Genomic DNA, 21,027 nt, shown 5'->3' with positions numbered 1-21,027 from the left:
CCTGATAAATTCTTAGCACCAGTAGTAATAGTAGCGGTATAGACAAGGCTAGGCGAAAGGGGGTTGTTTGGTACAAATGAGGCTGTTGTGCCTGTATATGTTACCGTACCTGCAACTGCTGTATTACCTTGTTTCAGTGTGAATGTTGCTCCTGTTATTGTAGCAGGATTCATTGCTTCACTGAAAACGGCTTTGACAGTCTTGTTCAATGCCACGTTTGTCGCGTTGTTTACAGGATCTGTAGAAGTTACAGTCGGAGCAAATACTGCAGCAGCTGTAGTAAATGTCCAAACATAGTTCCTTGCCATGGCAATGCCTAAAGTATTCTTAGCACCTGTGCTGATCATACCAGTATAAACAAGGTTGGGAGAAAGAGCAGTGTCCGGAGTGAATGTAGCAGAAGTTCCGGAATAGGTTACTTTTCCACCTATTGCCGTATTTCCTTGCTTCACCGTGAATGTTGATCCAGATATTGTAGCTAGACCCATCGTTTCACTGAAAATCACATTGATTCCTGTATTAACTGAAACATTCGTAGCCTTGTCAGCAGGATCTGTTGAGACAACCGTCGGTGCAGCGCCTGTATTAAATGTCCAGGTATAGTTATTTGCAAGAGGAATTCCATCTGTATTTACCGCTTCAACACTAATTGTACCTGTGTAGGTAGTTTCAGGCAATAGATCGATTGAAGGGATAAATGTCGCTATGCTGTCAAGGTAGCTTACCTTTCCTTCTATTGAAGTTGAGTCGGTTTGAATAGTAAAAGAAGACACATTGATTGATAAAGGATCCATTTCAGCACTGAATTTTGCAGTAATGGATTTATTAAGGGCAATTCCTGTTGATAGATTCGCAGGATTGGTAGCCGTCACTGTAGGTGCAACACCAGTGGTGAAAGTCCATATATAAGGTGCTTGCAAAGCATTTCCCATTAGATCCCTCACAATCGGCTCNGAAAGTCCATATATAAGGTGCTTGCAAAGCATTTCCCATTAGATCCCTCACAATCGGCTCTACTCTACCTGTATAGGTTGTGTTAGGGGCAAGAGGAGCATCTGGGAGAAAACTCATGGTATTGTTTGACGCATCATAAGTCAAAGCCCCGGGAACATCGCTTTCAATTTCACCCGCTGAATTAACGACTCTCAAACTAAAGGATTCATCTGTAATAGAGGAAGGGTTCATTTCATCATTGAAGGTCACCGCGATGACCTTATTCAGCTGTATTCCTATTGCTTCATCATCTGGATTTGTAGATTCTACCTCCGGACAAATCCCCAGCATTTCGTCAAATGTATCTTGACAACTTCCGAAGATTATTGTAATAGATAAGGCAACCAAAATGGTTTGCCAAAATCGTTTTTTTGTACTTTCTGTTTTCATATAACTTAAATTTTATTTTTTAATTAGTATGCCGTGTAATCATTATAAATTCCTCAGGACAAATCGAGTGAGGAAGTAATAAAACCGCTTAAATAACAAATTATGAGATTGGTGATATCAAATCTGTAATTGGTTAAAAGTTTGGTTTTAGGCATCCTAGCAAACATATTTTGAGGTCTACTGGAGCAAAGATGATGGCACTCTTTCTCGAAAAAATTATATTAAAAAAGAAAAGGCTTATATAATTCACTGATTTTGAAAGCTTCAAAAAAGGTTATTTTTAGGCCGATTTAATGAAAAAATATCCATTGCTTACATTCAATTCACAACCATTTCAAATCAACTTGGAGGCAAGTTTATTTCTGATGAGATAAAAATATATACATCCTCTATTTTGTCAGTAGTCTTGGTTTTCTTGGGAGAAAAATGGCTAGGATACTGAAGTCGGAAGTACCCAACATCACTATCTGGGTCTAGCTTTGCTGTTTAGTTTTTGAGAAGGATATTTTTTGACTCGCCTTCCAAATTGTTTCCTGCTTTTATTATGAAATAGTCCATAAATGGAATTATTCTTCCATATCATGAATTATTTGATTTCCATCGAATCACAGTGAGGGTAGTCAAAAAGATTTCGTTAAATTCTAAGCTTTTCCTAAAGATGATCGTATTTAGTTACTCCGGTTTTTGTTCAAAAAAGTAGATCCATGATGAAACTTGTTCTAAAACTTATTCCTATTCTGCTTTTTTATGGGATGATCACCGAGTCTTCGTTTGCCCAAGTTAAGATAGAGCGGGAATTTGGAATAAAGGAAAATGAAGTACCTAAAGAGGCGAGAGATTGGCTATATGATGCTTTCGAATCTACCAGGAGGATCAAGTGGTACAAGGAAGTATTCGAATCGGGTTATTCCTATGAGGCTAAGTTTAAGCTACAGGGTGAATTTTACAGCGTTGAATTTGATTCCATTGGTAGGATCCAGGATGTAGAAGTTGAGTTAGATTTTGAAAAGCTTCCTTCAGATCTTCAAAATGGTTTGAAGGCCTATCTTTCTACAGATTATAAAAGTTCGGATATTAAACGAATTCAAATCCAATATTCTGGAGAATCCGATGATCTCGAAGATTTTTTTGATGAAAATAGGCTAGAAGGAATCTTGACCCGCTACGAAATAGAATATATAGGACCTGATGAGAATGGAGCTTCAGAACTTTGGGAGGGCTTATTTTCCGAAGATGGCCAACTTATCCAGAAGCGTAAAATAATCTTGACACCTAGCGAAAACCTCATTTTTTAACATGATAAGAATATACTTAAGCATTTTCTTACTGCTTATGAGTTTTGCTACTGCTCTTAGTCAAGATCATCAGTTTTTTACGGGCCTCTTTCCTGAAGCTACACTTACCAAGAAATTAAAAAATGATCAAAAGATAATTTTCAAAATTGAGCATCAGAATGTTGTCTATAACAATGCAATAGAGCAAAGGGAAAATTTGCAGCTTACCCATTACCGAACTGATTTGATGAGCTTTTATGATGTCAAGCTAAACCCTACAAAAAGTATTGCTTTTGGCGTATTCCACAGAATCCAGGAGGGAGCCAATGCCAAAAGGATCATTCAGCAATTTGCTTTAGTAAACAGACTTAGAGAAATGAAACTAGCACATCGTATTAGGACTGACCAGACGTTCACCACAGGTGAGTCGGTAGAAATCAGGCTTCGATACCGGATGGCGACTGAGATTCCGCTTGCGGGAAGCACCTTGGACCCGGGCGAGCATTATTTGGTCTTATCCAACGAGCCAATTCTTAGCCTTCAGGAAGGAGAGTTTGAAATCGAAAATCGCTTGGTTTTCTCCTTAGGTAAACTGCTCACTTCTAGTCAAAAACTAGAATGGAGTATAGATTACCGTACGGATAAGTTTATTCAGGAAGGTTTCCGGACTCGGCTTTGGGCAAAGATCGGGTACTTTTATAGTTTTTGAGTTAAAATGCATCATGCGGGTTAAAAAGATGAACGATAATTAATCCCCACACCCATTGTTTGCCTTAACTCGCATTAACAAGTGCCTACGCTAGAAATAACACGGCTTACACAAGCCATTCGAGGCCACCGAAAGCTAAACAAAGAACCTATATCCCAATAGATTACACCCTATTAATACCTGCGTATAGCCTGAAAACAGTTAAGCCAGAACGTGTACCTCTAGCTAAAAAAAGCAGGGAGATCAGCCAGAAAAGAATTCATTTTGCTTAATATTGAGATTAAATTACTCTTCAAATAACACCATGGGAAAAATCATTGCCATAGCCAATCAGAAAGGCGGAGTAGGCAAAACTACCACAGCGATGAACTTGGCGGCTAGTTTGGCTGTCCTGGAATTTAAGACCCTGGTGATTGACGCTGATCCGCAGGCTAATACGACCTCCGGGCTGGGTCATGATCCCAAATCCATCAACACAAGCATCTACGAGTGCATGGTGGATGGCATTGATGTAAAAGAGATCATCCACCATACAGAACTGGAATACCTAGATTTGGTACCATCGCATATTGACTTGGTCGGCGCTGAGGTGGAGATGATTAATTTGGATAATCGAGAGGAAAAGATGAAAGAGGTGATTCATGACCTTAAAGAGTTGTATGATTTCATCATTATTGATTGTTCTCCTTCCTTAGGACTAATTACAATCAATGCACTTACAGCTGCTCATTCAGTAATTATCCCAGTGCAATGTGAATATTTTGCCTTAGAAGGATTGGGTAAATTATTGAATACTATAAAAATAATTCAAACCAGACTGAATCCTGATTTAGAAATCGAAGGAATCTTACTAACCATGTATGATATGAGACTTCGCCTCTCCAATCAAGTGGTGGAAGAAGTTAGGCTACATTTCAAAAACATGGTTTTCGAAACCATCATTCCGCGCAACGTGAGACTCAGTGAGGCACCTAGTTTTGGTTTACCCGCTATATCTTTTGATGCAGATGGCAAAGGATCGGTAGCCTATTTGAACCTTGCTGGCGAAATCGCTCAGAAGAATGACCTGCAAAAAGTGCCCAAATAACTATGTCAGACCAAAAACCGAATCGAAAAAAGAGTGCTTTAGGAAGAGGTCTTGGAGCTTTGCTCGAAGATAGCCCTTCTAAGCACAAATCTGAGGATATTTTACCTCAGGTAGTTAAAACCGGGATTTTCGAAATCCCTCTTGAGCAAATTCAGGTCAACCCATTCCAACCCCGGGTTCATTTTGACAAGGCTACATTAGCAGAACTTGCAGAATCCATCAAGGTTCAAGGAATCATTCAGCCTATCACAGTTCGAAGACTTGAAACAGATGAATATCAGCTAATCTCTGGAGAGCGCAGGTTTCAAGCTTCTAAAATCGCTGGCTTAACTCAAATCCCCGCCTACGTCCGTACTGCCAACGATCAGCAAATGCTGGAAATGGCACTAATCGAAAACATTCAGCGGGAAAACTTAAATGCTCTGGAAATCGCACAATCCTATCAGAGATTGCTTGCAGAATGTGACTTAAAGCAGGAAGAGCTAGGAGATCGGGTCGGGAAAAACCGAACTACAGTAAATAATTACCTACGACTTCTCAAGCTTCCACCTAGTATCCAAGGCGCCATACGAGATCAGCAACTATCGATGGGGCATGCCCGAGCATTGATTAATGTAGAAGACGTGGATACGCAGCTGGCAATTTTCAAAAAAGCCGTAGCGGAAGAATTGAGTGTGCGAAAAGTGGAAGCTTTGGTAAAGGCTTTGAATGAAGGAAAACCCGAAAAACCAACTGGTTCAGAACTTGACCCTGTCAGAAAATATGAAATCAACAAGCTCCAGCAGCGACTTGCCTCCCACTTTGGAACTAAAGTAGCATTGAAGTCCAATCCTAAAAATAAAGGTGAAATTAAAATACCTTTTAATTCTGCCTCTGATTTGAACCGGATTCTAGAAATCCTAGAAATCATCTAACCTTGAAGCGTCCAGTTTCTCTTAGCATATTACCACATAAAGCCCCACTGATTTTAGTGGGTCTTTTGCTTTTCTGTTTTAGTCTGAGCACCACATTATTTGCTCAGGAAGAAGAAAAACCCGAGAGTTCAACAGTGGAGCCAGATTATTCCTTACTTCCAAAGAATCCTAAAAAAGCTACGATACTTTCTGCCATTTTGCCAGGAGCAGGGCAAGTATATAATGGGAAATCCTGGAAAGTCCCCCTAATTTATGGAGGTCTTATTACAGATATTTACTTCATAAGTTTTAACAATCGTCGCTATCAAGTCTTCAAACAGGCTCTTTCTGATTTTGATGATGAATTGCCAACTGATTTCCCCAGCTTAAACCGTGATGGCTTGGTGCGGAATGTGAACTATTGGAGAAAAAACCGTGATCTTTGCTACCTTGTTTTGGCAGGGATTTATGCACTGAATTTAATAGATGCGAATGTGGATGCACATCTTTCTGGATTTGATGTATCGGATGACATCGCATTGAAATTTGAACCTCACTACGAAAGATTTTCCTCCAACAATACATCTATGGGGCTTTCTATAAAACTCAACTTTTAATCATGAATATTTTACTTCTAGGCTACGGAAAAATGGGACAGCTGATCGGCCAGTTGTCAGAATCCCGTGGTCATAGCATTGCCGGAAAAATCACTATTGACAACCTGGGTGATTTGAATTCTCTAGACCCCACTAGTATTGATGTGGCGATAGAATTCAGCCAACCTGAGGCAGCTGTAGATAATATAAAATGGGCAATTGAACGTGGCATTCCCGTTGTTTCGGGAACTACCGGCTGGCTAGATCAAAAGCCAGAAATAGACCAATTGACCCTTACTAAAAACGGGGCATTTTTCTATGCTTCAAATTACAGTATAGGGGTCAACATCTTTTTCAAAGTCAATGAATTCTTAGCCAAGCTAATGAATGAAACTACCGGCTATACAAGCTCAGTGGAAGAGATTCATCATACCGCTAAAAAAGACGCGCCTTCTGGAACGGCCATCACATTGGCCGAAGGCATTATCAAAAATATACTTGAACTGAATACCTGGAATCTGTCCGAAGGAGTGAACGAAAATGAACATTCGCTACCAATCACTTCCAAGCGGATAGACCCAGCTCCTGGAACGCATATTATTCGCTACTCGTCTGAAATCGACGATATTGAAATCACACACACAGCCCACAGCAGGCAAGGGTTTGCCCTTGGCGCAATTTTGGTGGCTGAGTGGATTCAAGGAAAGAAAGGCGTGCTTTCCATGGATGATTTTCTATCTTTCTGAACTTAAAAACCAATCATGAGTAAGTCAACTAAAAAAAAATCTGCCGCCAGAGAATGGGGTGATGCCTTGATTTTTGCAGTAGTAGCAGCCAGTTTGATCCGGTGGTTACTACTAGAGCCATTCACTATCCCCACAGCCTCAATGGAAAAGTCACTTTTGGTGGGCGATTTTCTTTTCGTAAGCAAGATGCATTACGGTACTCGATTTCCGATGACACCATTGCAGGTTCCTCTTACGCATCAGAAAGTCTGGGGCACAGAAATGCCATCCTATTCAGACGCCATTCAGCTTCCCTATTACAGACTTCCCGGTTTTTCAGAGGTAGAGAGAAATGATGTGGTCGTATTTAATTATCCTGTTGAATTTCAATATCCTACAGATCTGAAAACAAATTATATCAAACGGGCAATCGGAATTGCCGGAGATGTAATCGAAGTAAGGAAAGGAGATGTATATGTAAATAATGAACTCGCTCCCAGACCAGCAGAGATGCAGTATTCCTACGATGTGATTACTAATCGACCACTTACCGAAGATTTCTTCAATCAATATGAGATCAATCCTGAAAGCCATTTGACATTTAGTGATGGCTCAGGCTACTTGGTTTTCGCTACGGTGGAGGTAATTAATAGATTAGAATCATCGCCAGTGGTAACTTCTGTGACTAAACGAATCCAGAAAAGCGGTGGAGAGTCAGGTGTTTTCCCAGATGGAATGACCTTGGGGTGGAATCGTGACAACTACGGTCCTCTTAAAATCCCTGCGGAAGGCTGGACAATCGAAATGAGCAATGAAAATGTCATGAAATACAGTTTCACCATTGAGAAATATGAAGGTCTAGAGAATGTAGAAGTGCGAGAAGGGCAACTCTTCATCGATGGGCAAAAAGTGGACAGCTATACATTCAAGCAGAATTATTACTTCATGATGGGTGACAATCGACATGATTCACTGGATTCCCGCTATTGGGGTTTTGTGCCAGAAGATCATATCGTAGGCAAAGCATGGTTCCTGTGGCTCTCATTGGACAAGCATGAATCGATGTTCAGCAAGATCCGCTGGAGCAGAATATTTAGCGGAATAAATTAAGCGTAGAGCCCTGAGGATTTCAGGGCTTTTCTTTTACCAATCAATTGGCTCCTTCCCATGTGCCATCAAATACTGGTTGGTTTTTGAAAAATGACGGCTGCCAAAAAAACCACGATAAGAAGAAAGTGGACTTGGATGAGGAGCTGTCAAAATCAAGTGTTTTTTAGAATCAATAAGTAAAGCTTTCCTTTGAGCAAAAGCTCCCCAAAGCAAAAAAACGACATGTTCACGCGTATCACTGATCGTTCTAATCACTTCATCGGTGAATTTCTCCCACCCCTTTTTCTGATGAGAACCTGCTTGATGTGCTCTTACAGTCAGCGTGGCATTCAGTAGAAAAACACCCTGACCTGCCCAGCGGGTAAGCTCTCCCTGTGTAGGCAAAGGTTGGCCTAGATCGAACTCTATTTCCTTAAAAATATTCACAAGACTCGGAGGTAAAGGCACTCCTGGCTTCACTGAAAAAGATAACCCATGTGCTTGACCCGGTCCGTGATAAGGATCCTGACCAAGTATCACCACTTTCACAGACGTTAAAGGGCAATGATTGAATGCATTAAAAATTTCTTTAGCTGGTGGGTAAACCTTTGCACTGACATATTCGTCTCTCACAAACGAAACTAGGTCTTTAAAAAAAATTTGGTCGAACAAATGATTCAACGCATTTCCCCAGCTGGGTTCTATTTTGACTTCCATCAGTATTTATTGACATTAAAACTATAATTCGTATCTTTACAGACTTTTAAATCGGTTAATATATGGCAATTGCAGTTACATCTGGGATTCAGGTGAGTGTTGAAGTCACCTACCAATCGGAATTCTCAAGTCCTCACCAGCATCATTTTGTATTTACATACAAGGTAACTATTGAAAATAAAAGCAGCCACACTGTGCAACTATTACGCCGTAGATGGGAAATATATGATGCTGCAGAAGTCAAAAAAATAGTTGAAGGCGACGGCGTAGTCGGGCAACAGCCATATTTGGAGCCTGGAGAATCACATAGCTACGTTTCGGGATGCAATTTAAAATCTGGTTTGGGGAAGATGTCTGGGATTTTCTATATGGAAAAACTTTTTGATGGAAGTAATTTTGAAGTTATAATTCCAGAATTTCATATGATAGCCAGTTATTTCCATAACTGATTTGCTGAACAAACTTTACCCTCTTTTATCCTACCTGACTTACTGGCTCAAGAAAGAAGACAAGTACTCGCTTCAATCGCCGTTTTTATTCAACACTTATCAAAATCTCAACTGTTTTATAAAAGCTAGAAAGGAAGCAGATCTGGAAATTGAAACCTATAGAAATAACCTTTTTTCTTCAGATGAAATAATTGAGGTGGACGATTATGGCGCAGGATCCAAAAGCGTCAATACTGCCAACAGACGAGTCTCTGCCATTACCAAATTCAGCACAAGTAGTAGGAAATTCGCCCAACTTTATCAGTTTTTTGTCACGCTTACTCCAGCTGAAACAGTACTAGAATTGGGCATGTGCATGGGCATAGGGAGCAGGTATCTATCCAAAGTCACGCAAGGACGACTCTACACTTTCGAAGGCTCTAACGAAATCGCAAGACTTGCTAAGCCTGGGCAGGGATTTAATAATATAAGTATCGTAGTGGGTGAGCTCTGGCAAGCCCTCCCCACCACGCTCAAGACATTAAAGAAGGTGGACTTCGCCTTGATAGATGCAACTCATACTTACAAAGGGACACTAACGTATTTTGAGCAAATTCTACCAAAAACCCACTCCAAATCTATCATTGCCATAGGAGATATTCATTGGTCCCGAGAAATGGAAAAAGCATGGATAGAAATTAAAAGCAGACCAGAAGTCCGACTCAGTTTGGATTTTTACGAATGTGGAATTGTATTCTTCGATTACTCCGGAGAAAAAACTGAGTACGTGTTAGATTTTTGAATTCTTCAAAATCATAAATACTTCTGAGCCTGATCGCTCTGGAATGGAATTGTAACAGGGCTCACTTGTTTTAATTTCAAAATACTTTTCTAAAAGTGCTTCATACTCCTCCTTCTTCCCACCAAATGGCGGGCCTTCAAAATCAAATTCCCTGTCAAACCACACACCAACTAATTTACCGCCAGGCCTTAATAAGTCTTTCATTTTCAATACATAATCTGCTCTGAGGATTGGATCAAGGGCACAAAAGAATGTCTGCTCCAAAATCAAATCATATTGACCCTTGTGCTGAAAAAAATCCTCATTGTGGATCTGATCTAGCGGGAAATCCCCGTTCAAGGACTTAAACCGTACCAATGGCTCCTCGGAAAAGTCCAAGATATGTAGCTCATTGAATCCCAATTGCCTAGCATGCGCTGCTTCATACCCTGAACCAGCCCCAGGAAGCAGAACTTGGATACTCCTATTTTCAATTTGGTCTAAATATTGCACAAGTGGTGGAGAGGCAAAGCCAATATCCCATCCTGTTTTGCCTGAGGAGTATCTTTCAGTCCAAAAATTATTATCTAAAAAAGCCATTATAACGCCATATTCTAATGAATACTGAATTTGAAAAAAACTCGCCCGAAAAGAAAGACCAAGGAAAAAACATTATCATAATAGTCTTGGTCCTCTTAGTACTAATAAGTGGAATCAAACTGTATACGGATTATGTAGATCGGACTAAAAAGACTGAGGAAATCCTACTGCTTTCTACTGAAAACAATGATTTAAACAAGCGCCTGGATTCTGTCACGTATCAGCTGGATCTCAGGATTCAAGAAATCGAAAAACTTGGGGGAGATGTGAAAGCTCTCGAAGACGTTCGTAACCAATTAATCGCCGAAAGAAATACTTCTAGACAAAGAAGTTCTTCAGAGATAATAGCGTTGAATGAGAAAATTAAAAGCTATAACAACATGATCGTAGAGAAAGATCAGGAGATTCTGGAACTACGAGCTTTGAACCAACAGCTTTTTACCGAAAACCAAGATCTAAAAACCACACAAGCTGAAATTGAGGAAGAAGTGGCACAGCTGAATATCCAAAAGGAAGATCTGCAAGCCAAGGTGAATGTAGCTTCTATGCTGAAAGCTGAAAACATAGAAATATATGCCGTAAATTCTAGGGGAAAGGAACGCGTAGAGACCACCAAAGATTTTAAAAACCGACAGATCGAACGAATCAAAGTAAGCTTCAATCTTGCGGATAACAAAGTCGCTGAAAAAGGCCCAAGAAACATTTATGTCCAGGTATTGGCACCAAATGAGCAGCCGATCTTTGATGTGGCAAAAGGATCTGGCACCTTTATGATGAATGGCGCAGAGAAATTCTATACAGTCAAACAGGACGTTATTTTTGACAACACAGAGCAGGAGTTAACATTCTTCTACGAGAAGGGCTCAGATTATGCTTCAGGCACACATCAGGTCAAGGTCTTCGTAGACAATTACGAAGTCGGCTCCAAGACTTTCACTGTAAAATAATCAAAGCCTCCCACGGGAGGTTTTTTTTGACATCACTGCTCATGACTTTGTTATCCATTTGGAATACAACAGGGTTTTCCCTACTTTTGCATCCTGTTTATTAAATTCCTTAAACACATTAAAAAAATGTTCCAAAGAAATTACGAGACGGTATTCATTTTAACTCCCGTTTTATCTGATGTTCAGATGAAGGATACTGTCGACAAGTTTGTGAACTTGTTAAAAGAACTGGGGGCAGACGTTATTAATGTGGAAAATTGGGGTCTTAAGAAAATGGCTTATCCCATTGAAAAAAAGACTACAGGTTTCTACGTTATGGTCGAATTCAAAGCCGATCCTACGCTCATCCGCAAATTCGAAGTAGAATTCAGAAGAGAAGAGAAAGTGATGAGATTCTTGACTACTGTTTTGGATAAGCATTCCATTGTTTATGCCGAAAGAAGAAGAAAAGGAGAGTTTAACAAAAAAGTCGAAGCTAAGGAGGAAGCCACCAAATGACACTAGTAAACGAGCCAATCAATAGAGGCGAAATCAGAAAGAAGTATTGCCGATTCAAAAAGCACGGCATCAAGTACATTGACTACAAGGATCCTAATTTCTTGTTGAAGTTCGTCAATGAGCAGGGTAAAATTCTTCCTAGAAGACTTACCGGAAACTCTGCGAAATTCCAGAGAAAAGTAGCTCAGGCTATCAAAAAAGCAAGACATTTGGCTTTGTTGCCATTCGTAACCGATGGGTTGAAATAATTCGGTCTTGTATCGTCCAATCACAAAAGATCATTACAAATGGAAATCATACTAAAAACAGACATCAAAGGTCTTGGCTATAAGAATGACTTGGTAGCTGTAAAACCAGGGTACGGAAGAAACTACCTGATTCCTCAGGGTTTCGCAGTACTTGCAACTGGTTCTAACAAGAAAATTCTTGCTGAGAATATCAAGCAAGCTGCTCACAAAGCAGAAAAGATTAAAACTGAAGCTCAGAATATCGCAGAGAAACTTGAAGCTCTTACTTTGGAGATCAAAGCGAAAATCGGTGAATCAGGTAAAATCTTCGGTAAAGTAACTACACTTCAGATTGCTGATGCATTGGCAGCTCAAGGTATCGAAATCGACAGAAAGAAAATCTCTATCAATACGCCAGTAGATGGTGCTGGAGAATTCGCTGCTGAAGTTGATCTTCATAGAGAAGTAAAGACCAACGTAAAATTCAACGTGTCAGGAGAATAATCCTTTCACATGGAAAAAAATCAAAACCCCGATGATTTCGGGGTTTTTTTATGCTTAATTCAATGCTTTTTCTAGACTTTCCACCAGTTTCGTAGGAACTGCCTTACTATTTTTCTCTCTAGCTTCTTTGAACACGGCTAGAGCCTGCTGGCTTTTTTCGATCACACCTACTGAGTTTTGATCATTTTGGTAGCTCACCCAACACCAAGAAAGCTCCGCAGCTAGCGTATCTCCTGACTTCAATTTTCCCAGTTTCTCTATTACTTCGGGTACTATCTTCTCTAATTTCTCTACTTGCATGGTAAATAATGGTTTAATAGTTTTTCAATATTTTAACAAAAATGAATAAACATTTCTAATTAAGCAATACAAGCGCCTCACTGTTAACAATATCGCAATATGAAAGAGTGATACATTCGTTTCTTGAAATAGCAATTTGATTTTGAATTAAACATTACAACATTTACCCCTAGCTTAAAGAATCATTATTTTCAGCTGATTCCAAGGTAATTAGCTGAAAAACCAAAAAATGTTTGAAGGCTAGTTTGGAAAAAAAGAAGCAAGACTCTACCTTTGTGACACTTTAAGAGATACACATGGGGATCTTAAGTAAAACTGGCTTATGGTGTAACTGGCAACACGTCTGATTTTGGTTCAGAAGAGTCCAGGTTCGAGCCCTGGTAAGCCAACTAACCGTAAAAAACCGCTGACATCAGCGGTTTTTTTATACTCTTTTTTTTGAAAACCTAAAACTCATTCTTAAGATCTACTAGCCTCTAAAACCTGAATCAGCTTGTCAATATCCTCAGCAGTATTAAACACGTTCACCGACACTCGCAAATTCCCTCCACGGTTAGAAACAAAAATTTTGTTTGCGTGAAGATTATTCATCAAAAGCTCGTCATCACTATCCTCTGGCAGTTTTAACGCAAAAAGATGAAGTGAAGTATAGTGCTCCTCTTCCATCACAACTTCACGACTTTTTAAATACTCGTATAGCGGCTTGGTTAGCTTTTGGCAATAGCGGGCTATTTCCGCAACAGTCCATTCATTAATCTGTTTCAGCGCTTCATTCAGCATAGGCAAAAGAATGAAATTGCTCATTTCCCCTACATTATAGCGCCCAGATTCCTCCGTGTACTCGTGATCATATTTGGTCAAATTCCCAAAATCCTGCGAATTGGTGCGGTTCATCCAAGATTCCTCCAATGGCTCTCCACCGTCAAATGCAGGCCCAAAATAGGAAATCCCCAATCCATAAGGCCCGAAGAGCCATTTGTAACTTGCACAAATCAAGGCATCAATCTTAAAACGCTTGACATCCATCTCTGCAGCCCCCGTGGACTGAGTGCCATCTACAATGAAAATCGCTCCAACAGTTTTACATTTTTGCCCAATACTCTCCAGATCGAATTTCAATCCATTCATCCAATGCACAGAAGACATTAGTACCACTGCTGTTTCTGAAGTAATACTATCCAATAAGTTTTTATTCCAGCTTTCTCCTGGCATCAGAACATCCTTGTCAGGCCCAATCACTTTTAGTATAGCTTGATTCTTATCGCTCCATGTTTTCAGAGAAAAATATCCACTAGGGAATTCATCCTCCAACACGATCGCATGCTGCCCCGGATCACATGAAATATTACCCAATGCTGTAGCAAAACCATAAGAACTTGACGGTATCAATGCGACTTGCAGCGGATCACAATTTACCAACTCAGCAAATCGTGCTTTCACTTCTTTAGGTAATGTGAAAAAATCTTCAGGTGTAATACTAGTTGGGTTTCTTTCCCGTATAAGTGCTCCAATAGCAGCTTGTTCAGCTGATTTCAAAAGCGGCCCCTTGTACCCACAATTTAGGTAATGAAGAGCTGGGTCAAGGCTAAAAAGGTGTTTCTGAGAGTCCATAGATGTTGAATTAATTCTCTTTTTGAAATGCAACAGTTCCGACTTAGCGGCTTATACCTCTAACACACGTAATCTATAAGCGTTCATTGCGTATTTCCCAAGATGCTCCGTCAAGCGGTAATTCGCAATCGCCCCCACCCCAGCTCCAACAATTGGAATCAGTTGTGCAAGTTTCGCAAGGTCTATGTAATCTCTATAGTCCAATTGAAAAGTTTTCCAATCAAAGTCCTTGAGATCCTTGGGCAAAGTGTCCCGGTATTCCTCCCAGTTTTCCACAAGTCCTATCAGATCGTTCCTTCTTTGCTGACCAGAGAAACTAAGTTGAAAGACATGCAGCAGAAATAAGCGCTCGTGAAAATCCTTGGTATCAAAGCCATAAAGTGCCGCAATATCAAAAAGCATTTTCATCTTGATAGTGAGAAAAGCAGGAAAATCCGCAAAGCCCAACAGAATACCTCCTGCTCCTGTGATCGCACCTTCGGCTGAGGCCGTATTCCTATACCACCTAATCCTACTTCTCACTTTGAACTCCCGCTGCTGGAACGACAGACTTTCAGGTGGTTTTGGAACAATCCAACTCGAGCCTGTAATTACGACTTTGACCATGTTTTCTATCGCGATAGTGATCGCTTTATGAACTTTATCTGGAATCCAGCTATTGATTTTATTCTGAACCCCATGCGTAAGCCGCCCTCCAAGACTGGGCTTTTTCTTCATTTTATATTGCCAAAGCGCAAGCTCAGCATGGGCATAGTGTAAATAGGATTCCATAAAATCAGTTTAGTTTGCGATACTATCAAAAACTCTACATCTCGCCGTAAAGGCACAGCGCTCACACCATCGACCGCACCAATTATGTATTCCTGAGATAAAAGTTGAGTTGATGTTTGCCATGATGCAAAGAAAAAGGAGGGGTGTGAAGAATATAAGTTTAAGATAAAAAAGATTTATGAATTAAGGCTGTGTATAGAGTCTAGCATCTAGAGAAGCAGGTTAACTTCGACCACGATGGTTAATGAATTTCCATAAAAAAACACCCTAACGGCGGTTTAAAATGAGTAAATAGCTACTTGTATTTATTTGTAAAGTCCATTAAACAGCATCTTAAATGTGCCATGCGATTGAGCCCTGAAAGTAATCTCTGGACCAAAAGCATAGAATTTCCCTTTACCGATTTGCGCTTCAAAGGCAGTCACTCCATTTTTCAAATAAGACTGTCCCCATGCCCAGCCACTTCTCAACGGCTCATCATCTCCAAACCATGCAATTGGCTTCACCCCCTTGTTTCCAGCTGAAGGTGACAATTTGAATACCGGACTTCTGTTGAACATGATGTAAGCTTCTTCACCCATACCGTAATTAATAGGCACTGAATTGTCCACATGCATTTCCAGCACAGAGCCTGGCACGTAATACTTCTCGCCTGGAAGTGATTTGGCTTTCCCATTTGCATCGATTTCTACCAGCGCATCTTCTACGGGTAGCTCAAAATGATAAGCCAGCTCAGTGGCAGAGCCTACGGAAATAACCTTTCCACCATTCTCCAGAAAGGATTTCAACTCAGGCACTGACTTATCAACGCTGAAGCTTCCCAACATATGATGGTATTTTTCATCGATTTCTTCTGGCTTAGGTTGCGATCTACCATAACTTCGAGAACCAACACCTGGGATTCCTGAACTGATAAATAAGAGTACATCGTATTTATCATTCAGCTTTCCAGCATCAATTTCTTGAGGAAACACCAATTGGTATTCAAAATGAAATTGCTCCATCATCCAGCGAACCCAACCGGAAGGCATAGAACCTCCATAGTAATCATACAGCCCAATTCTTGCAGACTGTATCTGAGTGGTTCCTTTTGGCATGGATGCAGGCACCGGATACACTCCGTATTCCTTAGCCGCCACTTCCAATTCCTTTTTACCTCCACTTACATAAAAAGAACCAACTGGCAGTCCATCCACCGTAGCAGTGGTTCTATAAACTTTCACTTTTGCTTTCAATAGATCATTTACCGCCATGAAACTGTTATTGTTTCGCGCATCAAATAAATAGCCTGATCCATTTGCTAAAGTTTTAGCTGGAGGAGTTTGAATTTCCCCGTATGGAATTCTCTCAAATGGCCCATCAAAGCCTTCATATAACTTATCTACCTCTACGCCCATTTGCAAAGCCAAAGTCCAGCCTGCCGCATCATAGGGACGGATTGGTGGGCCTCCCGGATAAAGGAAATCATTGGGATGATCTTGTGGTTCAAACATATCTATCACATGTGGACGGAAAGCTTGTGCTGTTTTCACGATGAATGAATTCGCTGGATAAGTTTTCCCATTTAAAGTAAAATCTTCAGTAGCTTTTTCCACCAAAATCCCTGATTTGATCAACGCATTCATAAATTTCACTGCCGTAGGAAAATCAGGCTGATCTGCTGAAAGAATATACCCTCTAGGATCTCTATTGGACGGATCTGTATATACAGAATCGTAGAACTGAACAGGATATCTTGACCTAGAAGAGTTATCATCATCTTTACTTTTTTGAGATTCTTTAAAAGCATCTTCCACAGCTTGCGCATATTTAGGATACATCGTCCAATTATCCTCACTGCCTTTATCTATAGACTTCTTGCCCATCAAATAAATATTCAGTAGCAACTCATCACCGTGCCGCACTGCATGATTTAAAATCGCGTAATTCAATGAGACAGAATAATCGATGGACTGTCTGAAATGCCAATCTTGGGGCGTTACAGGATAGGGAGTGCCATTAGTTGGAATAAGACGCTCTGGCACCAGAGGAACCTTAGTAGGCGTGGGATTGCCGATAATTTCCGTCAAAACGCCTATGATATTATGATAATAAGGAGTAGTTCGCAGCCCTCCATTCCACCAAGTAGAAAACACAGAGCCATCTAATCTCGTGTAGCCAGGCTTATCTTCCTGATGCATTCTATTAATCATGGCAGCCCCTACAGCATCCAAGCTTGTAATAATCAACGGATCAAACACATGATTGAACGGGTCTCGATAGGGAGGGCCAGCCACCACTGTTCCTGCGGGGCCGGTCTGGTGGTGATTGTAAATAATCTGAGGAATCCACTCTACGTATTGCTGAAAAGACATATTAGCCGCCTCGCTCATGTTATTCATGTAGAAATCCCGGTTGTTATCATGCCCCACATATTTCTGATAGAGGATAGGAATATTCTGATCACGGGCCACCGGATCATCCTTTCGCATATACCAATCCGACATAATTTCCATCCCGTCAGGATTCGCATGCACGAGTAAAATAATTACGTTGTCTAGGATCTTCAGTGTCTCCGCATCCTCTCTAGACGCCAGCTGATATAGTGTCTCAATCAATTGATGTGGACCTACGACCTCATTGGCATGCAAACCTCCATCTATCCACACCACAGGCTTGCCTTCTACAGAAAGATTTTCAGCCTCTTCACGGGGGATTTCAGCATGAGCAAGTTTCTGCGAAATCTCTTTGTATTGCTCCAGCTTCGCAAAATTTTCCGGGGAGGTCACGATCATCATAGGCTGAGATCTGCCGTTCTCAGTTTTGCCAATTTCTACCATTCTTACTCGGTCACTAGCATCGGCTACTTTCTTGAAGTAAGCTTCAGTTTCTGTGAAATTGGCAAGTTTGTAATCATCTCCTATATCAAAGCCAAAGTGAGCTTTTGGCGTCGGAATACGCTGGGCATATACTCCTATGGACAAGAATATAAGCAGAATAGCTAGTGTAGTTTTTAATCTCATAAGCCTATGGGTTAGTTTATTCGCTTTCTAAATTAGCACGAAAAAAGAGGTCACCCGTAATCAAAATATTCTTTTGTTGATATTTTACAGGATTGGAAAATAAAAGCAATAAGCTAATCACTAGACGAAACCAATGAAATCGTCGATAGTAAATTAAAATTCAATTCACTGAATTAGGGTGAAAAGATCATCTATTACCAATTGCTTTCTTCAGTCTTGAAAAAGAAATATTTTTCACAATTAGTTGTTTTAAGAGTGAGTTTAAAAATATCAGAAGTCAAAATTATCTTCTGAACCAACTCCAAACACCCTAGCCTTCCATTCAAAAATCATTACTTTTGATCTTGAATCCATTCTACACCTTTCCCGAAAAAAACAACTAACCATGTCCGAGGTTAAAATATTTTCAGGCACTAACAGCCAGTCACTTGCAGAGAAAGTCGCTAAAAACTATGGTAAAAAGCTAGGCGACCTAACTCTTTCCAAATTCAGTGATGGCGAATTATCGCCCAGTTTCAATGAATCCATCAGAGGCTGCACCGTCTTTTTGGTACAAAGCACTACTCCACCAAGTGACAACCTGCTGGAGCTTTGTCTAATGATAGATGCCGCCAAAAGAGCCAGCGCATATAAAGTGTGTGCCGTAATTCCATATTTCGGATATGCAAGACAAGACAGGAAAGATAGGCCAAGGGTTTCGATCGCAGCTAAGGCAATCGCCAATATGATCACCTCCGCAGGAGCAGATCGAATCATGACGTGCGACCTTCACGCCGGACAAATTCAAGGTTTTTTCGATATACCTTTGGATCATTTGAATGGATCAGCTATTTTTGTGCCCTATTTGAATTCGATAAGGCTTCCAAATATGATTTTTGCAGCTCCAGATGTAGGAGGAGTAGCAAGAGCCAGGGCATATGCCAAGCATTTTGAAGTAGAAATGGTAGTCTGTGATAAGCACAGAAAAAGAGCCAACGAAATTGCTTCCATGCAAGTAATCGGGGATGTAGAGGGTAAGGATGTTATTCTTGTGGATGATTTGGTAGATACAGCAGGGACACTCTGTAAAGCTGCTCAAATCGTCATGGAAAAAGGAGCGACTTCAGTAAGGGCTATTGCAACACATGGCGTACTTTCTGGCAAAGCTTATGAAAACATCGAAAACTCAGCTTTAGATGAATTGGTAATTACTGACACCATTTTTCCAAAACAACACTCATCCAAAATTAAAGTATTGACAGTAGCTGACCTGTTCGCCAAGGCAATTCATGCCGTGACAGGAAATACTTCTATCAGTTCTTTATTTATTTAAGAACCAATTTTAATACAAATACACTATGAAAAATCTAGAGATTATAGGGTTTAAAAGAGCAAATCTCGACAGTGCCAGTCTTTCTGAATTGAGAGAATCAGGTAATGTTCCCTGCGTGGTTTACGGACCTGGTATCAAAGAGCAGATTCACTTCTATTCACCAATCATCCTTTTCAGAGACTTGATTTATACTCCTGAGGTACACATGGTTGACTTGAACATCGAAGGAACCATCATCAAAGCAGTATTGAAGGACGCACAATTCCATCCGGTAAGTGAGGCACTTCTTCATGCTGACTTTGTAGCTTTTGCTGATGACAGGCCTATCAAGTTTGAAATTCCAGTGAAAGTTGAAGGAAGCTCTCCAGGGCTTGCTAAAGGTGGTAAATTAGAGTTGAAAACCAGAGTACTGAAAGTAAAAGGCCTTGCAAAAGACTTCCCTGATGTTATCCCTGTTGATATTTCCAACCTCGACTTAGGAAAATCATTTAAAGTTGAGGATTTAAAAGTTGAAGGCTTCGAAATCCTAACAAATCCAAACGTTTCTATCCTGACTATTGGTATTCCAAGAGCACTTAGAGGCAAGAAAGGCGGAGACGAAGAATAGATTCAGTCTTTTATTCATTCAAAATCCTGCCCATAACTGGGCAGGATTTTTTATTTTCAAGCCTTCTAGCGAAAGTAAAATGAAATCGAGCATGTCGCAAACTTCACACACTGGGATGATTATAAGACCTGCGAGACCCTCCCGAATCGAGTTCGGGACAGGCTATGTGGCCTTTGAAAAACAATTATCAACTCATGAAACACCTAATAATAGGCCTCGGGAATATTGGACCCGAATACGAACTTACCAGACACAACATCGGATTTTTGACCGTGGACAGACTAGCTGACTCAAAAGGATGTCTCTGGAAAAGTGACCGACTTGCTTTTAAGACGGAATTCAAGCATAAAGGCAGAATAATCCACCTTATCAAACCTACTACTTACATGAACCTAAGCGGTAAGGCAATGAATTATTGGTTGAAAGAGCTCCAGATTTCCATAGAAAACACCTTGGTCATCGTAGATGATGTAGCCATTCCTTTCGGGAAACTTCGCATAAAGCCTAAAGGAAGTGCAGCTGGCCACAACGGTCTAAAAAACATTGAGGAACTCACAGGTGGTCAAAACTATCCAAGACTCAGAATGGGAATAGGTGATGACTTTCCTAAAGGAAGACAAATTGACTTTGTTTTAGGGAAATTCACGCAACATGAATTTACTGATTTACCTACGATTATGGACAAAGCAATAGAAATGAGCCTCAGTTTTTGCGTTATTGGAATAGACCGCACCATGAATCAATTTAACGATTGATCGAATAAGATTTGGAAATTCCCAAATCCCGTTCTTTCTTTGTACCACTTCAGGCAACTGATTTATAAAGAAGAGGCGAGAGATTAGGCTCAATGACCCTCTGGCAACCATCCCGAAACGGAGAACGGTGCCAAATCCTACCCAATGCGGGAACTATAGATTGGCTTACTTCACAAATAATCCCTTTTAGTTCGTTTTCGCCCTTGGGTTT

General features: G+C 40.5%; 24 protein-coding genes, 1 tRNA gene and 1 riboswitch. Of the genes, 17 read left to right on the top strand and 8 right to left on the bottom strand.

All coding sequences use genetic code 11. The features are described 5' to 3' along the window. The coding region (locus U3A58_RS11490; protein ID WP_323823571.1) for an Ig-like domain-containing domain at window positions 1-932 on the bottom strand (932 nt) is incomplete at its 3' end. Then, window positions 826-1,284, bottom strand: coding sequence for an Ig-like domain-containing domain (locus tag U3A58_RS11485; RefSeq protein ID WP_465038359.1), 459 nt, complete (start codon window positions 1,282-1,284; stop codon window positions 826-828). The genes U3A58_RS11490 and U3A58_RS11485, both read right to left, overlap by 107 nt. An 803-nt stretch (window positions 1,285-2,087) precedes the next feature. On the opposite strand from U3A58_RS11485, the gene U3A58_RS11480 reads away from it, so the two are divergent. From U3A58_RS11480 to lepB, 7 genes are all read left to right on the top strand, one after another. Next, the gene (locus U3A58_RS11480; RefSeq protein WP_323823568.1) at window positions 2,088-2,678 is read left to right on the top strand and encodes a hypothetical protein; all 591 of its coding nucleotides are present in this window, start codon (window positions 2,088-2,090) and stop codon (window positions 2,676-2,678) included. Between the two features lies 1 nt (window position 2,679). After that, entirely contained in the window at window positions 2,680-3,366 is a 687-nt protein-coding gene (locus U3A58_RS11475) for a DUF2490 domain-containing protein (RefSeq protein WP_323823567.1), read from the top strand. A 304-nt stretch (window positions 3,367-3,670) separates the two neighbouring features. Next, a complete protein-coding gene (locus U3A58_RS11470; protein WP_323823566.1) occupies window positions 3,671-4,453 on the top strand; it encodes a ParA family protein in 783 nt (260 codons plus the stop codon). A 2-nt stretch (window positions 4,454-4,455) separates the two neighbouring features. Then, window positions 4,456-5,367, top strand: coding sequence for a ParB/RepB/Spo0J family partition protein (locus tag U3A58_RS11465; RefSeq protein WP_323823565.1), 912 nt, complete (start codon window positions 4,456-4,458; stop codon window positions 5,365-5,367). A gap of 2 nt (window positions 5,368-5,369) precedes the next feature. Continuing rightward, entirely contained in the window at window positions 5,370-5,963 is a 594-nt protein-coding gene (locus U3A58_RS11460; RefSeq protein ID WP_323823564.1) for a DUF5683 domain-containing protein, read from the top strand. A gap of 2 nt (window positions 5,964-5,965) precedes the next feature. Then, window positions 5,966-6,688 carry a 4-hydroxy-tetrahydrodipicolinate reductase gene (dapB, locus tag U3A58_RS11455; protein WP_323823563.1) on the top strand — a complete coding sequence of 241 codons (723 nt, stop codon included), beginning with the start codon at window positions 5,966-5,968 and terminating at the stop codon, window positions 6,686-6,688. Window positions 6,689-6,703: 15 nt separating this feature from the next. Continuing rightward, window positions 6,704-7,777: a signal peptidase I gene (gene lepB, locus U3A58_RS11450; protein ID WP_323823562.1), complete on the top strand. Its 1,074-nt coding sequence runs from the start codon at window positions 6,704-6,706 to the stop codon at window positions 7,775-7,777. A gap of 33 nt (window positions 7,778-7,810) precedes the next feature. Here the strand turns inward: lepB and ung are convergent, their stop codons facing one another. Further along, on the bottom strand, window positions 7,811-8,473 hold the full coding sequence (gene ung / locus U3A58_RS11445) for a uracil-DNA glycosylase (RefSeq protein ID WP_323823561.1): 663 nt from the start codon (window positions 8,471-8,473) through the stop codon (window positions 7,811-7,813). 62 nt (window positions 8,474-8,535) lie between these two features. On the opposite strand from ung, the gene apaG reads away from it, so the two are divergent. Both apaG and U3A58_RS11435 read left to right on the top strand, forming a co-directional pair. Next, a complete protein-coding gene (gene apaG, locus U3A58_RS11440; RefSeq protein ID WP_323823560.1) occupies window positions 8,536-8,922 on the top strand; it encodes a Co2+/Mg2+ efflux protein ApaG in 387 nt (128 codons plus the stop codon). 1 nt (window position 8,923) lies between these two features. Continuing rightward, window positions 8,924-9,703 (top strand): class I SAM-dependent methyltransferase, encoded by a 780-nt coding sequence (locus tag U3A58_RS11435; protein ID WP_323823559.1) that lies wholly within the window; start codon window positions 8,924-8,926, stop codon window positions 9,701-9,703. Here the strand turns inward: U3A58_RS11435 and U3A58_RS11430 are convergent. Beyond that, complete coding sequence (locus U3A58_RS11430) at window positions 9,692-10,282, bottom strand: methyltransferase domain-containing protein (protein ID WP_323823558.1); 591 nt, start codon at window positions 10,280-10,282, stop codon at window positions 9,692-9,694. The genes U3A58_RS11435 and U3A58_RS11430 overlap by 12 nt on opposite strands. Window positions 10,283-10,299: 17 nt before the next feature. Between U3A58_RS11430 and U3A58_RS11425 the strand changes: the two genes are divergently transcribed. From U3A58_RS11425 to rplI, 4 genes are all read left to right on the top strand, one after another. Then, entirely contained in the window at window positions 10,300-11,229 is a 930-nt protein-coding gene (locus tag U3A58_RS11425) for a coiled-coil domain-containing protein (RefSeq protein WP_323823557.1), read from the top strand. Window positions 11,230-11,355: 126 nt separating this feature from the next. Next, window positions 11,356-11,727 carry a 30S ribosomal protein S6 gene (gene rpsF, locus U3A58_RS11420; protein ID WP_323823556.1) on the top strand — a complete coding sequence of 124 codons (372 nt, stop codon included), beginning with the start codon at window positions 11,356-11,358 and terminating at the stop codon, window positions 11,725-11,727. Beyond that, window positions 11,724-11,975 (top strand): 30S ribosomal protein S18, encoded by a 252-nt coding sequence (gene rpsR / locus U3A58_RS11415; protein WP_057937597.1) that lies wholly within the window; start codon window positions 11,724-11,726, stop codon window positions 11,973-11,975. Before rpsF ends, rpsR begins: the two co-directional genes overlap by 4 nt. Window positions 11,976-12,014: 39 nt before the next feature. Continuing rightward, window positions 12,015-12,458 carry a 50S ribosomal protein L9 gene (gene rplI, locus U3A58_RS11410; RefSeq protein ID WP_323823555.1) on the top strand — a complete coding sequence of 148 codons (444 nt, stop codon included), beginning with the start codon at window positions 12,015-12,017 and terminating at the stop codon, window positions 12,456-12,458. Window positions 12,459-12,512: 54 nt separating this feature from the next. Here the strand turns inward: rplI and U3A58_RS11405 are convergent, their stop codons facing one another. Next, window positions 12,513-12,758 (bottom strand): hypothetical protein, encoded by a 246-nt coding sequence (locus U3A58_RS11405; RefSeq protein ID WP_323823554.1) that lies wholly within the window; start codon window positions 12,756-12,758, stop codon window positions 12,513-12,515. 316 nt (window positions 12,759-13,074) lie between these two features. Here U3A58_RS11405 and U3A58_RS11400 point away from each other — a divergent pair. Continuing rightward, window positions 13,075-13,147: transfer RNA gene (locus U3A58_RS11400), tRNA-Gln, on the top strand. 70 nt (window positions 13,148-13,217) lie between these two features. On the opposite strand, the gene U3A58_RS11395 is transcribed toward U3A58_RS11400, so the two are convergent. From U3A58_RS11395 to U3A58_RS11385, 3 genes are all read right to left on the bottom strand, one after another. After that, complete coding sequence (locus U3A58_RS11395) at window positions 13,218-14,369, bottom strand: aminotransferase class V-fold PLP-dependent enzyme (protein WP_323823553.1); 1,152 nt, start codon at window positions 14,367-14,369, stop codon at window positions 13,218-13,220. A 51-nt stretch (window positions 14,370-14,420) separates the two neighbouring features. Next, complete coding sequence (locus U3A58_RS11390) at window positions 14,421-15,140, bottom strand: EcsC family protein (RefSeq protein WP_323823552.1); 720 nt, start codon at window positions 15,138-15,140, stop codon at window positions 14,421-14,423. 305 nt (window positions 15,141-15,445) lie between these two features. Then, a complete protein-coding gene (locus U3A58_RS11385) occupies window positions 15,446-18,142 on the bottom strand; it encodes a M14 family metallopeptidase (RefSeq protein WP_323823551.1) in 2,697 nt (898 codons plus the stop codon). Between the two features lie 385 nt (window positions 18,143-18,527). Between U3A58_RS11385 and U3A58_RS11380 the strand changes: the two genes are divergently transcribed. The 3 genes from U3A58_RS11380 to pth all read left to right on the top strand — a co-directional run bounded on the left by U3A58_RS11380 (window position 18,528) and on the right by pth (window position 20,816). Next, complete coding sequence (locus U3A58_RS11380) at window positions 18,528-19,454, top strand: ribose-phosphate pyrophosphokinase (RefSeq protein WP_323823550.1); 927 nt, start codon at window positions 18,528-18,530, stop codon at window positions 19,452-19,454. A 25-nt stretch (window positions 19,455-19,479) separates the two neighbouring features. Next, a complete protein-coding gene (locus U3A58_RS11375; protein ID WP_323823549.1) occupies window positions 19,480-20,061 on the top strand; it encodes a 50S ribosomal protein L25/general stress protein Ctc in 582 nt (193 codons plus the stop codon). A gap of 194 nt (window positions 20,062-20,255) precedes the next feature. Continuing rightward, window positions 20,256-20,816, top strand: a complete 561-nt coding sequence (pth, locus tag U3A58_RS11370) for an aminoacyl-tRNA hydrolase (protein ID WP_323823548.1) — start codon at window positions 20,256-20,258, stop codon at window positions 20,814-20,816. 59 nt (window positions 20,817-20,875) lie between these two features. Then, window positions 20,876-20,978, top strand: a riboswitch (SAM riboswitch). The last annotated feature ends 49 nt before the right edge of the window (window positions 20,979-21,027 follow it).

This window comes from Algoriphagus persicinus, from assembly GCF_035156415.1.
GTDB classification, from domain to species: domain Bacteria; phylum Bacteroidota; class Bacteroidia; order Cytophagales; family Cyclobacteriaceae; genus Algoriphagus; species Algoriphagus persicinus.
The sequence above is the reverse complement of the archived record's forward strand: the minus strand, read 5'-3'. Positions and strand labels throughout refer to the sequence as shown.